Source organism: Streptomyces sp. XY006, assembly GCF_002237655.1.
GTDB lineage: Bacteria > Actinomycetota > Actinomycetes > Streptomycetales > Streptomycetaceae > Streptomyces > Streptomyces levis.
In genome coordinates this window covers 172410-187066 of the sequence record NZ_NOKT01000002.1, presented here as the reverse complement: position 1 = coordinate 187066, position 14657 = coordinate 172410, and the positions used below count along the sequence as shown (strand labels likewise).

Below are 14657 nucleotides of genomic sequence, written 5' to 3'. Positions count from 1 at the left end.
GGTCCCCGAGGAGAGGCCCCCGTATCGTGCGTGTCCAGTCGCTCTCCCTGGCCGCGGCCAGTGCCGCCCTGCTCGCCCCGACGACCGCCCCCACCACCACGCCCCCGTACGACGACCGGCCGGTGACCCGGCGCGCGGACGCGGTGGCCGCCGCCGACCTGCTGGCCAAGGTGCGCGACTGCGTCCCCGTCTCGCGCGGCAACTACCGCAGCGACTACGGCGCGCCCGCCACGATCCCGGTCTGCGGCACGCGTGACGCCGTGTACTGGAAGGCGGACATGGACATCGACTGCGACGGCCGTCCCGGCCCCCGCTGCAACCGCCGCACCGACCCCTACTTCGCCCCCAGCACGGCCTTCGCGCAGAGCGACGGCCGTCCGCTGAGCGCCGAGCGCCTGCCGTTCATCGTCGTACCCGCCCCGGGCCGCATCTGGGACTACCGGGAGCACGGCGTGCGCGGGGGATCGGTCGTGGCCGTCATCCACCGGGACCGGGTGCAGTACGCGGTCGTCGGCGACACGGGTCCGCAGCACATCATCGGGGAGGCGTCCTACGCGACCGCCAAGGCCCTCGGCATCCGCCCGGACCCGCACGGCGGCGGCGTCCCCTCGGGCGTCACCTACATCGTCTTCAAGAACACCCGGGTGTCCCCCATCGAGGACCACGCGGCAGCCGTGGCGGCGGGGGAGCGCGCGGCGAAGCGGTTCGTCGGCACCCGCTGAGGGGGCGGCGCAGCCGCCTCCCACCGCGTCGGGCCGTTGCCGCGCTGCCGCTGCCGCTGCCGCTGCTTCTGCCGTTGCCGGCGACGCCGACGCTCATGCTGACGCCGACGCGGCCTGTCGGTGAGCGGGCCGGCCCGACCGTCGGCCCGCCGCGAGAACGCCCGGCCCAACGCCGACACCGCCCCGCGTCGGGCCGACGGCAGCAGCCGGAAGCCGTGGGCGGCGGTGGGCGGGGCCGAAACCGACACGGCCCGGGCAGCGCGGCATCCCAGACAGCGCAGCGTCCCGGACGGCGCGGCGTCCGGACCCGCCGGACCCGCCGGAAGCCGGACCCGCCGGCTCCCGCCGGCTCCCGCCGGACCCGCCGGCTCCCGCCGGACCCGCCGGCTCCCGCCGGACCCGCCGGCTCCGGCCGGACTCGCCGGCTCCGGCCGGACCCGCCGGGCCGGGCGGGCCCGGCCCCGGGCCTCACACCTTCCGGTACGTGTACGCCTCCGCGGCGGCCGCCTCCACCGCCGCCAGATCGGCCCCGGTGGACGCCGTGACCACCGCGGCCACGGCTCCCTCGACGAACGGGGCGTCCACCAGCCGTGTCCCCTCGGGGAGTTCGTCGCCCTCCGCGAGCAGCGCCTTCACGGTCAGCACCGCGCTGCCCAGATCGGTCAGGACGGCGACGCCGGCCCCGCGGTCCACGGACGCGGCCGCCGCGGCGATCAGCTCGGCGCTCGTGCCGAGCCCGCCGCCCTCGGTACCGCCCGCCGGGGCGACCGGCACCGCCGTGCCGCCGCCCGCGAGCCCTTTCGCCAGCGCGGCGACCGAGGAGGCCACCTCCGCGCTGTGCGACACCAGCACGATGCCCACCAGTCGCTCGTCACTCACCGGCGGCCTCCGCGAGTGCCGCGATCAGCAGCGCCGAGGACGTGGCGCCGGGGTCCTGGTGCCCGATGCTGCGCTCGCCGACATAGCTCGCCCGGCCCTTGCGCGCCTGCAAGGGCGTCGTCGCGACGGCGCCCTCCTCCGCGGCGGCGCGGGCGGCCGCGAACGACTCGCCGAGCGCGTCCACCGCGGGCACCAGCGCGTCGATCATGGTCTTGTCGCCCGGCGCGGCTCCGCCGAGCGTCATGACCGCGTGCACCCCGGTCCGCAGCGCCTCGGCCAGCTGCTCCGCGCTGACCTCGGCCGCGTCCCCGAGCGCCTTGCCCGCCCGGCGCAGCAGCGTGCCGTACAGGGGCCCGGAGGCGCCGCCGACCGTAGCGATGAGCCGTCGTCCGGCCAGCGTCAGGACCCCGCCGGGCGTTCCCGGGGGCTCCTTGTCCAGGGCGTCCCTGACCGCGTGGAAGCCGCGCTGGAGATTGCTGCCGTGGTCGGCGTCCCCGATGGGGGAGTCGAGGGCGGTGAGCCGTTCCGCCTCACGGTCGACGGACGCGGCGGTCGCCGTCATCCAACGGCGGAAGAAATCGGCGTCGAGCACTGGATCTCCTTGCCTGGTAGGTACGTGGTGATCCTCTACCCCCTGTCTCTCACACGCCCCAGCGCAGGCCGGGCGTCTTCACCGGCGCGTCCCACAGCCGCAGCAGCTCCTCGTCGGCCTGGCACAGGGTGAGCGAGGCGCCCGCCATGTCGAGGGAGGTGACGTAGTTGCCGACCAGGACCCGGGCCACGGCGACACCGCGCTCCGCGAGCACGCGGTGCACCTCGGCGTTGAATCCGTACAGCTCCAGCAGGGGCGTCGCCCCCATGCCGTTGACGAGGACCAGCACCGGGTTGCGCGGTCGCAGGTCCTCCACCACGGCCTCGACGGCGGCCTCGGCGATCTCGCCCGAGGTCATCATCGCGCGCCGCTCCCGGCCGGGTTCGCCGTGGATGCCGATGCCCAACTCCAGCTCACCCGGGGGCAGATCGAAGGTGGGGCTGCCCTTGGCCGGGGTGCTGCAGGCGCTCAGCGCGACACCGAAGCTGCGGGAGTTCTCGTTGACCTGGCGGGCGATGGCCTCCACCCGCTCCAGCGGCATGCCCTCGTCGGCGGCGGCGCCCGCGATCTTCTCCACGAAGAGCGTCGCGCCGGTGCCGCGCCGGCCCGCCGTGTAGAGGCTGTCGGTCACCGCCACGTCATCGTTGACCAGGACTTTCGCGACCCGGATGCCCTCGTCCTCGGCCAGCTCGGCGGCCATGTCGAAGTTGAGCACGTCACCGGTGTAGTTCTTCACGATGAACAGCACGCCGGCCCCGCTGTCCACGGCCGCCGCCGCGCGCAGCATCTGGTCGGGCACGGGGGAGGTGAACACCTCGCCGGGACAGGCGGCCGACAGCATGCCGGGACCGACGAATCCGCCGTGCAGCGGCTCGTGCCCCGAGCCTCCGCCCGAGACCAGCCCGACCTTCCCGGCGACGGGGGCGTCCCGCCGTACGACGACCCGGTTCTCCACGTCCACGGTCAGGTCCGGGTGGGCTGCCGCCATACCACGCAGCGCGTCCGCGACCACGGTCTCGGGGACGTTGATCAGCATCTTCACTGGTATCTCCTAAAGTGATCAGCAGGTCCGTCACCGGCCTGCGTCGTCGCTGGTCAGAGGTGGTTCTTCAGTTTTCGATCTCGGTGGTCCGGGGCAGTCGACCGCAGTAATGACGGTGTGTCAGGTGGCATGCACCTCATGTCAGCAGTATCGACCTTGCGGATCCCCAGGTCACGTCGGGAGAGGAATCAAGGGCCCCGTCGTGCGGCCGTGCGCACAGGACGGTCGCCCTCCGGTACCCGGAGGGTGACATGTGCATGCTGTCTCTCAGCGGGGGCCCGCCGCCTGTGCGGCGACCAGCGTCTCCACCCGGCTGCGGTACGCCTCCGCCAGCTCCCCGCCGTCGGAGCCGCGCAGCCCCTCCCCGCCGGTCCCGATCGAGTGCAGGACCGCGTCCGCCCGGGTCTGCAGGTCCGCCAACTCGTCCGCCGTGTGCGGGTACAGCAGTCGCAGCCCGCGCTGGTCGCCGGCCGACAGGTTCTGTCCGTCCCCGGTCGGCGCGCAGCTGCTGGGGGCGGACTTGTAGAAGAACGACGGGAAGCGGTACAGCATCACCGACTGCGGGTCGAACGGCCCGGCCACGACATCCGGGTCGTCCTCGGTGCGCAGGTTGTGGTCCACCTTCGCGCGCGGCCAGCGGTTGGGCTCGCCCGCGAGGTAGGTGTAGATGCCGGGGCGCCGGCCCGCGGCGTCCGCCACGAACACCCCGTCCCCGTCGCGCGTGGGCATGTATCCGGCGTCGTCGTCCCAGCGGAACTCCTCCTCGCAGGTGCCCCGCATGTTCTGGTGGGAGTGGTGGAAGCCGATCGCGTGCAGGAACTCGTGGCGCACGGTGCCCTCCCAGCGGGCGGGCCGGTTCACGGCGTACCCCCCGAGGTTCAGGCTGCGCTGCCCGGGGTTGCCCCCGACCGGGCCGCCTCCCGCGCCGACGGTACGGTCCGTGCTGTCGGTGCCGACCAGGGAGAAGTAACCCTCCAGGTCGAAGCTGACGCGGATCTCCGCGGCATAGGCGGTGTCGGACGGGGTCCACCGGCGGAAGGTCCCGCTCGCGGGGTCGTGGCCGAAATCCAGGTTCAGGTTGCAGGCGTCGGTGATCTGCGCCGTCGCTCCCGCGATGTCGGCGTGCAGTTGTTCGTCCCCGTCGAGGAACGCGACCCGCACGGTCGAACCGGGGGTCCACCGCGCGATGTCGGTGACGAGGAACTCCAGTCCGCCGCCGGCCGATGCGCGCCTCCAGCGATCCCGGACCTCGATCGACGCGACGACGTCGTCCGGGAGAGATTCGAGTTGCATGGCGGATCCTTTCCATCGCCTTCGAAGCGGTCCCCCCGGCCGTTCCGACGATGGAAGATCTATGCTCCAGTATCGTCCCGGACGCGGTGATCTGCGACTCGGCGGCGGCTCCCGAGTGGTCCGACTCTCACCGGAGTTGACGGCGTGTGAGGCGTTCTCTGACTAAGGTCAGAGAATGACGGCGGAACAAGTCGAACAGGTACGGCGCTTCAACCGCACGGTCGCCGAGCGCGTCGGAGTGCTGCACGACCACTACCTGGGCGCCGCGCGCCCCTACGGCCAGGCCCGGCTGCTCTGGCAGATCGGCGACGGCGGCACCCATGACGTCCGCAGCGTGCGGGACCGGCTCGGTCTCGACTCCGGCTACGTGAGCCGGCTGCTGCGGGCCCTCGAACGCGACGGGCTCGTCGTCGAGCCCCACCCCCGTGACCGGCGGGTGCGCACCGTGCGGCTGACCTCGGCCGGGCGGACGGAACGCGCCCGCCTCGACGAACGCAGCGACGCGCTCGCCGCCTCGCTCCTCGACCCGCTCGACGCCCGGCAGCGGGACCGGCTGACCGCGGCCATGGCGACGGTCGAGCGGCTGCTGACCGCAGCGGTCGTCTCCCTGGAGGTCCTCGACCCCGATCACCCGGACGCCGTGCACTGTCTGCGCGCCTACGCCACCGAACTCGCCCGGCTCTTCGACGGCGGCTTCGACCCCGCCCGGAGCCTGCTGCCCGACCCGGGCGAACTGCGGGCGCCACGCGGTCTGTTCCTCGTCGCCCGGCTGCACGGCGAGCCGGTCGGCTGCGCCGGGCTGAAGCTGCCGGCCGGAGCCCCCGCCGAGATCAAGCGGGTGTGGGTACGCCCCGACACCCGGGGCCTCGGCCTCGCCCGGCGCCTGCTGGCCGAACTGGAGGAACGCGCCGCCCGGCACGGCAGCGAGCTGGTACGGCTCGACACCAACAAGGCCCTGGAAGCGGCCACGCGCCTGTACCGCGACAGCGGGTACACCGAGGTCCCCGCCTTCAACGACGAGCCGTACGCCCACCACTGGTTCGAGAAACGGCTCACCCGGCGCCCCCGGCAGGACCGGTAGCGCACCGCGCGCACCCGCACCGGGGCGCCCTCACCATCCGGTGCGCAGCAGGTGGTTGAGGAGCAGCGCGAGCAGCGCCTGCGCCACGAGCCAGGCGCGGGGGCGGGGCAGCAGCGCACAGGCCGGGAGCAGCCACACCGCGAAGGGCAGCCAGATGCGTTCCGTCTCCGCCTTGCTCATCCCGGACAGGTCCGCCGCCAGCAGGGCGAGCAGAGCGGCGGACACCAGGAAGGCGAGACGTGTCGTCGCGCCGCGGGCTTGGCCGGGCCCCGGGCGTGACGCGCCGCGGGTCCGGCCGGGCCCCCGGCCTGATGAGCCGCGGGCCCGGACGGACCACGCGTCCCGGTGCGCGAGCAGCACGGCGGCCGTGCGCCGCAGGCCCGCCGCCGTCGCCAGGCCCGTGACGAGCACCGCGCACGCCGGATTGGCCCACACCCAGTAGCCGTACGGGCGGATGCCGCCCGCGCCCTGGTGGTAGCGCGTGACCAGCAGCCGGTAGCCCTCCCACCAGTCGAACCCGGCGACGGTGAACGCGGCGGGCACCACGGCGAGCCCGGCGGCCAGCGCCGGCAGCAGGACGGGACGCTCCCGGATCCCGGCCCGGCCGAGCACGAGGACCGCCGCCGCGATCGACGCGACGAGCGTGAGGCCGTACGACAGGTAGCAGGTCAGTCCGAACAGCAGCCCCGACGCCCCCGCCCACCCCGGCGACCGGCCGGTGACCGCCAGCGCCAGCAGCGCCACCGCCCACGCCGCGACGGCCGCGAACCAGGCGTCGGCCGAGGTGCCCATCCACACGGCCGCCGGGGCCAGCACGAGGAAGGGCGCCGCCCGGCGGGCGAGGGCCTCGCCCGCCAGGGCGCGGACGGTCACCAGCACGGCCGCACAGGCCGTCGCCCCGGCGACGACACACCACATCCCGGCCCAGCCCCCGCCCCGCAGCCCGATCCGGTCGAGCAGCACGAAGGTGAGCGTCGCGGCCGGTGGATGACCGACCACGTGGGCGGGCCAGGGGTCGGGGGAGTCGAGCAGGATGTGCCCCGTGAAGTCCCGCAGGGCGGCGGGGATGTCGTGGAAGCGGTCGACGACCTGGAGGTACTCGTAGCGCGTGGTCAGCCGGACGGCGACGCCCCGGTGCCAGCCGTCGACCAGGGCGAGGGAGAGGATCCACGCCGTGGCGGCGCCCCACGCCAGCGGCAGCAGGGCCCGCCAGGGCAGCCGGGCCGCGAGGGACGGGCCGTAGGCGACCACGGCGACGGCGACCAGGACGGCCGCCGGAGTGCCGGGGCCCGCGTGCGGCCCCCAGGACGCCAGCAGCGGGGGCCAGTCGACGAACAGGGTGTGGCTGGTCTCCTCGATGCGGCGGCCGACGAGCACGGCCGCCGCCACGAGCAGGACGGCGGCTCCGGCGGCGTACAGGTCCCGGCGCGGGCCTCGCGACGGGGCCGGGGAGGACGGGGAGTGGATCACACCGGAACGCTAGGCCGCGCGGCCCGTCATCCACCGCCGTCCGGGCCCGACGTCAGCGTTTCGTCATGGGTTCCGCACCCGGCCGGAGGCCCGCGCGGGCCTACCGTCGGCTCATGCGAGACGATCCACGCGCTCCCCTGCTCCCCACGTCCCCCGGCTTCTGGCGCAGCCCCCTGCGCGGCCCCCGGTTCACCGCCGTGCTGGGCCTCGTGCTGCTCGTCGGCGTCACCGTGCTGTTCGGGACGGGCCTGCTGTCGTACGCGGCCTGCAACCCCGGCCTGTCGCCGGTGAACGACAAGACCCCGGACAAGGGGGTCCTCGGCTTCTACCTCTTCGCCTGGCCGACGGACCCGCACTGGCTGTACCGGCTCACCCAGGGCGTCCACGTCACCCTCGGCATCACGCTGATCCCCGTGCTGCTCGCCAAGCTGTGGTCGGTGGTGCCGCGGCTGTTCACGCTCCCGCCCGCCCGGTCGCTCGCCCACGCCCTGGAGCGGCTCTCGCTGCTGCTGCTGGTCGGCGGCGGACTCTTCCAGTTCGTGACCGGGGTCCTCAACGTCCAGCTCGACTACGTCTTCCCGGGCTCCTTCTACCCGCTGCACTTCTACGGCGCCTGGGTGTTCTTCGCCGCGTTCGTGGCGCACGCGGCGCTGAAGACGCCCACGGCCCTGCGCAATCTGCGCCGGCTGCGCGAGGAGCCCGGCGACCTGGTGTCCCCGCGGCCCGCCGAGCCGACCGTCTCCCGCCGCGGCGCCCTGTGGTTCGTCGGAGGCGCCTCGCTGCTGCTGTTCGCGACCACGGTGGGACAGAGCCTCGGCGGCGCACTGCGGCGCACCGCCCTGCTGGCCCCGCACGGCGGCGCCGACCCCGGCAGCGGGCCGAACGGCTTCCAGATCAACAAGACCGCCACCCACGCCGGGATCGACCGGGCCGAGACGGGCGCCGACGCCTGGCGGCTCGTCGTCACCGGGCGCACCGGAACCGTCCGCCTCAGCCGCGCCCAGCTCGCCGGACTGCCGCAGTACAGTGCCGCGTTGCCCATCGCCTGCGTGGAGGGCTGGTCGACCCCGGACCAGTGGTGGCGCGGGGTGCGGCTGCGCGACCTCGCGGCGCTCGTCGGCCACGACGACCCGCCCGACCTGTTCGTCGAGTCGCTCCAGCGGCACGGCGCCTTCCGCAAGGCCGCCCTGCGCGCCAACCAGGTGGCCGACCCGCGTTCCCTGCTCGCCCTGTACGTCAACGGCGAGGAGCTGTCCCCCGACCACGGCCACCCGGCGCGGATCATCGTGCCCGCGGCGCCCGGTGTCCTGAACACCAAGTGGGTGGCCCGCCTGACCTTCGGAGACCTCTGATGCGCCCGCCCCGGATCCCCCTCGGAAGCCCTTTCCGGCTCCTGCTGCTCGCCTGCTCGTTCGCCCTCGCCGCCTACGCGGGCGTGCGCCTCCTGGCCGGCGACTGGTTCGGCGTCGCGCTGTGGATCGTGGGCGCGGCCCTGCTGCACGACCTCGTGCTGCTGCCGCTGTACGCGGCCGCCGACCGGGCCGTCGTCCGCGGCCTCGACGCCGTGGGTCGCCGGGATCTGACCCTGTACGTACGGGTCCCGGCGGCCCTGTCCGGCCTGCTGCTCCTCGTGTGGTTCCCGCTGATCGCCGGACTGGTCGAACAGCGCTACCGGTCCGCCACCGGACTGCCCGCCGACGTGTTCCTCGGCCGCTGGCTGCTGATCACCGCGGTCCTCTTCGGCGGGTCGGCACTGCTCGCTGCGCTGCGGCTGCCGCGGCTGCGCAGGGCGGCGAACCGCCGTCCGCCGGCCGTCCACTGACCGGCCCGTTCCCAGCCCCGGGCGTACCGCAGCAGCGCGCGGGTGCCCAACCGCGCCCACGGGAAGGGGGAGCCGGCGGCGGCCCGGGCATCGGTGATGCGCACGCGCACCCGTTCGTCCACGTCGACCGGGGCGGTCTCCGCGATGAGCAGACCGCCGGGCCGCAGCAGCCGGGCGATCCGCCGCAGCAGGGCGTGCGGGTCGCCGCCGATGCCGACGTTGCCGTCCATGAGCAGCACGGTGTCCCAGCGGCCCTCCCCGGGCAGCGGCTCGAAGACCGACCGCCGCAGGGCGTGGCCGCCGAGCCGCACCGTGTGCTCGACGGCGGCCTCGCTGACGTCGATGCCCAGCACCGGCCTGCCCCGCGCGGCGAGTTCCGCCACCAGCCGCCCCGGCCCGCACCCCACGTCCAGCACCGTCCCCTCGCACCGGTCGAGCACGTCCCGGTCGACCACGTCGGCCCGGGCGCACCAGCGCTCCACCTCCAGCGGCAGCAGCCAGCCGTCGGCGCGCCGCAGGAACAGCGGGCCGTGACCGGCGCGCAGGGCCGCGTCGTACGGGTCGGCTCCCGCCCAGGGGGAGAGGGGAGCCGCGGGGGAGGGGCCCGGGAGCCGGCCCGGCACGGAGGTGCCGGACGCGGCGCTCACCGGGCGGCGCCCGGGCCGGAGGCGGGCGGCGCGGCCGTGCAGCCGGCCAGCCGTGCCGCGAAGCGGCCCCCGGGGGCGAGGGCCGCGACCGCGTGGGCGTCCGCCGCCGTGTCGACGTCGCGCAGACACGGCAGGTCGCGTACCCGCAGGCCCGCGTCGACCAGCCGCCGCCGCTGCACCGCCCCCGTCTCGGCCGTGGACATGGGCACGCCCCGCAGCAGACCGGGGTCGGGCTCGGCCAGACCCAGTGCCCAGAAGCCGCCGTCCTCCGCCGGGCCGAACCAGGCGTCGGCGCCGGAGAAATCCACGGTGAGCAGCTCCGGGGTCACCTGCGGTGTGTCCATGCCGACGAGCAGGGCCGGGCCGGTGCAGCGCGCGAAGGCCGCCGCCAGCCGTTCGTCGAGTCCGCCCGCGCACTGCGCCACCACGTCGAAGCCCGGCGGCAGCCAGGCACCCGGCCTGCCGTCGAGGACGAGTACGCGCCGGACGGCGGGAGCGGCGGCCACGGCGCGCAGGGTGTCGGCCAGGGCCGCCTCGGCCAGCCCGGCGGCCTGCTGCGGGGTGAACGGCGGGGTGAGCCGGGTCTTGACCCGCCCCGGGCGCGGTTCCTTGGCGATGACGAGCAGCGTGGTCAACGGACGGTTCCCCCTTCCCGCGCGGGCGTCTCGGCCAGTACGCGGCTCATGTCCCGGACGGCCTGCCACGTCCCGCGCCAGGTGCCCGTCACCTTGGAGGCACCGGTGCGCGGCAGGTACGGCACGTCGTGCTCGGCGATCCGCCAGCCGGCGTCGGCCGCGCGGACGACCATCTGGAGCGGATAGCCGCTGCGCCGGTCGGTGAGACCGAGGGCGAGCAGCGGCTCGCGCCGGGCGGCGCGCAGCGGACCGAGGTCGTGCAGCCGCAGCCCGGTGCGGCGGCGCAGCATCCGCGCGAGGGCGAGATTCCCGGCCCGGGCGTGCGCGGGCCAGGCCCCGCGGCCCCGCGGCCGTCGCCGCCCGAGCACCAGGTCCGCCTCGCCGTCGCGCACTTCGCGCACGAAGGGGACGAGGAGCGCCGGGTCGAGCGAGGCGTCGCAGTCGCAGAAGCACACCACCTCGGCGGTGGCGGCGGTCAGTCCCGCGTGGCAGGCGGCGCCGAAGCCGCGGCGGGGCTCGCGCACGACGGTCGCGCCGAGCGCGCGGGCGACCTGGGCCGAGCCGTCGGTGGAACCGTTGTCGACGACGAGTGCGCGCCAGCCCGGCGGGATCCGGCCGAGCACCCAGGGCAGGGCATCGGCCTCGTTCAGGCAGGGCAGCACCACGTCGACGTCCGAAGGTGTCGTCGTCACGGTTTCACCCTACGAACGCGAACCGGACATAACGGACCACCGCTCCTTACGAAACCCGGACGTCACGGGCCGGAGGGCGGCCCGGCACCCCGTCCGTGGCCGCGCGGTGCCAGGCTGGGGGCATGCAGCAGCCGTACGAGCCCTCCGGGGCGGGCGAGGGCTCCTTGCGGATCCTCGTCGTGGACGACGATCCGACCGTCGCCGAGGTCGTCGCCGGATACCTGGACCGCGCCGGCTACGCCGTCGACCGCGCCGACGACGGTCCGACCGCCCTCGCCCGCGCCGCCGCGCGCCGGCCGGACCTGATCGTGCTCGACCTGATGCTGCCGGGCATGGACGGCCTGGAGGTGTGCCGGCGCATCCGCGGGCAAGGGCCCGTCCCGGTCATCATGCTCACCGCCCGCGGCGACGAGGACGACCGCATCCTGGGCCTGGAGGTCGGCGCCGACGACTACGTCACCAAGCCCTTCAGCCCCCGCGAACTCGTCCTGCGCGTGGAGTCGGTGCTGCGCCGCAGCAGACCCGCCGCCCCCGCGCAGCGGCTCGCGGCGGGCGGTCTGACCGTCGAGCCCGCGGCCCGCCGCGCCACCAAGAACGGCGACGAACTCGCGCTCACTCTCAGGGAGTTCGACCTGCTGTCGTTCTTCCTGCGGCACCCCGGGCGGGCGTTCGGACGCGAGGACCTGATGCGCGAGGTGTGGGGCTGGGACTTCGGCGACCTGTCGACCGTCACGGTCCATGTCCGGCGGCTGCGCGGCAAGGTCGAGGACGACCCCGCCCGGCCCCGGCTGATCCAGACCGTGTGGGGCGTGGGCTACCGCTTCGACCCCGCGGGCGGGGAGGACCCGTCGTGAACGACACGATGCTGATCGCCCTGTACGCCTTCACCGGCGCCGCCGCCAGCGGACTGGCCGGTGCCGGGGCGCTCTACCTGATCCGGCGCCGCTCGCTGACCGCCTCGCTCGCCGTGGTCGCGGCGGTCGGGGTGGTCGCGATGCTCGCCGGCACGCTCGCCGTCGCCCGGGCGATGTTCCTCTCCGCGCACGACCTGACCGTCGTCACCACGGTGGTCGCCATGGCCGCCGTCGTCTCCCTGGCCACCGCGCTGCTGCTGGGCCGCTGGGTCGTCGCCCGCAGCCGCGCCCTGGCGGTGGCCGCGCGGTCGTTCGGCGACGGCGGGGACTTCACCGCGCCCGACGGCCCGGCGACCGCGGAACTGGAGTCGCTCAGCCGCGAACTGGCAGCCACCAGCGCCCGGCTGGCCGAGTCCCGGCAGCGGGAGCGCGCGCTGGAGACCTCCCGGCGCGAACTCGTCGCCTGGATCTCGCACGACCTGCGCACCCCGCTGGCCGGGCTGCGCGCCATGTCGGAGGCCCTGGAGGACGGCGTGGCCGCCGACTCCGACCGCTATCTGCGGCAGATGCGCACCGAGGTCGAACACCTCAATGACATGGTCGGCGACCTCTTCGAGCTGTCCCGCATCCACGCCGGCACCCTGCCCCTCGCTCCCACCCGGATGTCGCTGTACGACCTGGTCGGCGACGCGCTGGCGGGAGCCGACCCGCTGGCCCGGGAGCACGGGGTGCGGCTGGTGGGAGGCCGCATCGAGCCGGTCCCGGTGGAGGTGGACGGCAAGGAGATGAGCCGCGTCCTGGGCAACCTGCTGGTCAACGCCATCCGCCGCACCCCGGCCGACGGCACGGTCGCGATCGCCGCCGAGCGCTCCGCCGACGGCGTCGTGCTGTCGGTGACGGACGGCTGCGGCGGCATCCCCGAGGAGGACCTGCCGCGCGTCTTCGACACCGGCTGGCGCGGCAGCCACGCCCGCACGCCCCCGGCGGGCGCGGGCCTCGGCCTCGCCATCGTCCGGGGGATCGTGGAGGCCCACCAGGGCCGGGCCACCGTACGCAACATTCCCGGCGGCTGCCGCTTCGAGGTGGTGCTGCCCACCGCCGCTTCCTGATGCGGGCAGCACCACCGGTCCCTAGACCCCCCGCATCCCCGCCCGCGCGAACTCCGCCATGCCTTCCTCGAACCCGACCTCGGGACGCCACCCGAGCTCGCGCCGCAGCCGCGCCGAGTCCGCGGTGATGTGCCGTACGTCGCCGAGCCGGAACTCGCCCGTGACGCACGGCTCGGGACCCCCGTACGCGGCGGCCAGGGCCCGGGCCATCCCGCCGACGGTGTGCGCCTCGCCGCTGCCGGTGTTGTACGCCGTGAGAGCCCCCGGCGCGGACCGGGCCTCCAGCGCCACCGCGTTGGCCGCCGCCACGTCCCGGACGTGCACGAAGTCCCGGCGCTGCCGGCCGTCCTCGAAGACGCGCGGCGCCTCGCCCCGGGCGAGCGCCGAGCGGAAGAAGGAGGCGACACCGGCGTACGGGGTGTCGCGGGGCATCCCCGGTCCGTACACGTTGTGGTACCGCAGCGACACGGCCGAACCCCCGGTGCAGCGGGCCCAGGCGGCGGCCAGGTGCTCCTGGGCGAGTTTGGTCGTGGCGTACACGTTCCGGGGATCGGCCGGGGCGTCCTCGCCGACCAGCCCGGGCAGGAGGTCCTCCCCGCACACCGGGCAGACGGGCTCGAACCGCCCCGCCTCCAGATCGGCGACGGCCCGCGGCCCGGGCCGTACGGCCCCGTGGCGCGGGCAGGTGTACCGCCCCTCGCCGTAGACGACCATCGACCCGGCCAGCACCAGATGCCCGACGCCGCTGTCCGCCATGGCGGACAACAGCACGGCCGTGCCCAGGTCGTTGCGCGAGACGTACTCGGCCGCGTCGGCGACCCCGTCGCCCAGCCCGACCATCGCGGCCTGATGACACACGGCGTCCACCCCGGCGAGGGCGCCGCGGACGGCCCGCGGATCCCGCACATCGGCGCCGGGGTCCTCCCGCACGTCGAACACGACCGCCTCGTGCCCCCGTTCCCGCAGGACGGCGACCACATGGGACCCGATGAACCCGGCACCGCCGGTGACCAGTACACGCATACGGCCACGCTAGGGCCGCGCCGCCCCCGCGCCCCGGGACGACGCCCGTACGTCACGACTCCGTAAGGCGACGGGCGCGCCGGTCCGGCGAACGCGAGGGCCCCGGCGGCCGTAAGGGTTTCGTCATCCCCCGGACGGCCCCGCGCGCCCGCCCCTTGCGTTGAATGGGGGCAGGACGACGGACTCTCGGAAAAGGGGGCGGCATGGGACGGCTGTGGAGCGCGCTGGTCAGGCCGTGGGTGATCGGTGTGCTGGCTGTGGCGGTTGCGGGGGCCGGTTTCGGGCTGTACTGGTTCCAGCCGTGGAAGCTCTGGCAGGACGAGACCGTGCGGGAGGCGCTGCCCGGCGACGCCGCCCGTCCGCCGGCGGCGGCACCGCCGTCCGGGGCGTCCGCCTCGCCCGCCCCGGCCGGACCCGAGTCGCTCGCGAGCGGCGAGCTGATCAGCCACGAGCACACCACCTCCGGCACCGTGAAGCTTCTGCGGCTGGCGGACGGCAGCCATGTGGTCCGCCTGGAACGGCTCGACACGAGCAACGGCCCCGACCTGCGCGTGTTGCTCACCGACGCGCCGGTGAAGGAAGGCCGGGCCGGCTGGCACGTGTTCGACGACGGCGCTCATGTCAGCCTCGGCAAGCTGAAGGGCAACAAGGGCAGCCAGAACTACGCCGTTCCCGGGAACGTCGACGTGAGCCGGTTCAGCAGCGTCAGCATCTGGTGCGACCGCTTCGACGTGTCCTTCGGGGCGGCGCGGCTCGCCCCGGTCTGACGCGGGCCCGGGGGCGGTTCGGGCGGGAG

The 14657-nt window shown here is 75.1% G+C and carries 15 protein-coding genes; 6 read left to right on the top strand and 9 right to left on the bottom strand.

Annotation, left to right across the window (positions count from 1 at the left end; all coding sequences use genetic code 11):
* Positions 1 to 26: 26 nt before the first annotated feature.
* A complete protein-coding gene (locus tag CHR28_RS03470; RefSeq protein ID WP_094051928.1) occupies positions 27 to 722 on the top strand; it encodes a glycoside hydrolase family 75 protein in 696 nt (231 codons plus the stop codon).
* Positions 723 to 1190: 468 nt separating this feature from the next.
* Here the strand turns inward: CHR28_RS03470 and CHR28_RS03465 are convergent, their stop codons facing one another.
* The 4 genes from CHR28_RS03465 to CHR28_RS03450 form a co-directional block, all read right to left on the bottom strand.
* Positions 1191 to 1601, bottom strand: a complete 411-nt coding sequence (locus tag CHR28_RS03465) for a PTS-dependent dihydroxyacetone kinase phosphotransferase subunit DhaM (protein ID WP_094051927.1) — start codon at positions 1599 to 1601, stop codon at positions 1191 to 1193.
* Positions 1594 to 2193 carry a dihydroxyacetone kinase subunit DhaL gene (gene dhaL, locus CHR28_RS03460; protein ID WP_094051926.1) on the bottom strand — a complete coding sequence of 200 codons (600 nt, stop codon included), beginning with the start codon at positions 2191 to 2193 and terminating at the stop codon, positions 1594 to 1596. Before dhaL ends, CHR28_RS03465 begins: the two co-directional genes overlap by 8 nt.
* Before the next feature lie 49 nt (positions 2194 to 2242).
* A complete protein-coding gene (gene dhaK / locus CHR28_RS03455; protein WP_094051925.1) occupies positions 2243 to 3235 on the bottom strand; it encodes a dihydroxyacetone kinase subunit DhaK in 993 nt (330 codons plus the stop codon).
* Positions 3236 to 3502: 267 nt separating this feature from the next.
* The gene (locus CHR28_RS03450; protein WP_094051924.1) at positions 3503 to 4528 is read right to left on the bottom strand and encodes a hypothetical protein; all 1026 of its coding nucleotides are present in this window, start codon (positions 4526 to 4528) and stop codon (positions 3503 to 3505) included.
* A 175-nt stretch (positions 4529 to 4703) separates the two neighbouring features.
* Between CHR28_RS03450 and CHR28_RS03445 the strand changes: the two genes are divergently transcribed.
* Positions 4704 to 5609 carry a bifunctional helix-turn-helix transcriptional regulator/GNAT family N-acetyltransferase gene (locus CHR28_RS03445; RefSeq protein ID WP_094051923.1) on the top strand — a complete coding sequence of 302 codons (906 nt, stop codon included), beginning with the start codon at positions 4704 to 4706 and terminating at the stop codon, positions 5607 to 5609.
* Between the two features lie 30 nt (positions 5610 to 5639).
* Here CHR28_RS03445 and CHR28_RS03440 read toward each other — a convergent pair whose 3' ends face one another.
* A complete protein-coding gene (locus CHR28_RS03440) occupies positions 5640 to 7076 on the bottom strand; it encodes a hypothetical protein (protein ID WP_094052138.1) in 1437 nt (478 codons plus the stop codon).
* Positions 7077 to 7192: 116 nt separating this feature from the next.
* Here CHR28_RS03440 and CHR28_RS03435 point away from each other — a divergent pair, with 116 nt between their 5' ends.
* Positions 7193 to 8431, top strand: a complete 1239-nt coding sequence (locus CHR28_RS03435) for a molybdopterin-dependent oxidoreductase (protein WP_094051922.1) — start codon at positions 7193 to 7195, stop codon at positions 8429 to 8431.
* Positions 8432 to 8747: 316 nt separating this feature from the next.
* On the opposite strand, the gene CHR28_RS03425 is transcribed toward CHR28_RS03435, so the two are convergent.
* From CHR28_RS03425 to CHR28_RS03415, 3 genes are read right to left on the bottom strand one after another with little or no spacing between them, the layout of a single operon-like run.
* Entirely contained in the window at positions 8748 to 9548 is an 801-nt protein-coding gene (locus CHR28_RS03425) for a class I SAM-dependent methyltransferase (RefSeq protein ID WP_373453317.1), read from the bottom strand.
* Positions 9545 to 10183 (bottom strand): TIGR04282 family arsenosugar biosynthesis glycosyltransferase, encoded by a 639-nt coding sequence (locus CHR28_RS03420; protein WP_094051921.1) that lies wholly within the window; start codon positions 10181 to 10183, stop codon positions 9545 to 9547. Before CHR28_RS03420 ends, CHR28_RS03425 begins: the two co-directional genes overlap by 4 nt.
* Positions 10180 to 10875: a glycosyltransferase family 2 protein gene (locus tag CHR28_RS03415; protein ID WP_094051920.1), complete on the bottom strand. Its 696-nt coding sequence runs from the start codon at positions 10873 to 10875 to the stop codon at positions 10180 to 10182. The genes CHR28_RS03420 and CHR28_RS03415 overlap by 4 nt, the downstream gene beginning before the upstream one ends.
* A gap of 122 nt (positions 10876 to 10997) precedes the next feature.
* Between CHR28_RS03415 and CHR28_RS03410 the strand changes: the two genes are divergently transcribed.
* Complete coding sequence (locus CHR28_RS03410) at positions 10998 to 11729, top strand: response regulator transcription factor (protein ID WP_094051919.1); 732 nt, start codon at positions 10998 to 11000, stop codon at positions 11727 to 11729.
* Positions 11726 to 12838 (top strand): sensor histidine kinase, encoded by a 1113-nt coding sequence (locus tag CHR28_RS03405; RefSeq protein WP_094051918.1) that lies wholly within the window; start codon positions 11726 to 11728, stop codon positions 12836 to 12838. Before CHR28_RS03410 ends, CHR28_RS03405 begins: the two co-directional genes overlap by 4 nt.
* Positions 12839 to 12859: 21 nt before the next feature.
* On the opposite strand, the gene CHR28_RS03400 is transcribed toward CHR28_RS03405, so the two are convergent.
* On the bottom strand, positions 12860 to 13861 hold the full coding sequence (locus tag CHR28_RS03400; RefSeq protein WP_094051917.1) for an NAD-dependent epimerase/dehydratase family protein: 1002 nt from the start codon (positions 13859 to 13861) through the stop codon (positions 12860 to 12862).
* A gap of 203 nt (positions 13862 to 14064) precedes the next feature.
* Here CHR28_RS03400 and CHR28_RS03395 point away from each other — a divergent pair, with 203 nt between their 5' ends.
* Positions 14065 to 14628, top strand: coding sequence for a DM13 domain-containing protein (locus tag CHR28_RS03395; protein ID WP_094051916.1), 564 nt, complete (start codon positions 14065 to 14067; stop codon positions 14626 to 14628).
* The last annotated feature ends 29 nt before the right edge of the window (positions 14629 to 14657 follow it).

Bases quoted from the DNA above. Each gene is read 5' to 3' on its own strand.
- CHR28_RS03400 (WP_094051917.1), bottom strand. From the start codon at position 13,861: ATGCGTGTACTGGTCACCGGCGGTGCCGGGTTCATCGGGTCCCATGTG.
- CHR28_RS03445 (WP_094051923.1), top strand. From the start codon at position 4,704: ATGACGGCGGAACAAGTCGAACAGGTACGGCGCTTCAACCGCACGGTC.
- CHR28_RS03435 (WP_094051922.1), top strand. From the start codon at position 7,193: ATGCGAGACGATCCACGCGCTCCCCTGCTCCCCACGTCCCCCGGCTTC.
- CHR28_RS03410 (WP_094051919.1), top strand. From the start codon at position 10,998: ATGCAGCAGCCGTACGAGCCCTCCGGGGCGGGCGAGGGCTCCTTGCGG.
- CHR28_RS03450 (WP_094051924.1), bottom strand. From the start codon at position 4,528: ATGCAACTCGAATCTCTCCCGGACGACGTCGTCGCGTCGATCGAGGTC.
- CHR28_RS03395 (WP_094051916.1), top strand. From the start codon at position 14,065: ATGGGACGGCTGTGGAGCGCGCTGGTCAGGCCGTGGGTGATCGGTGTG.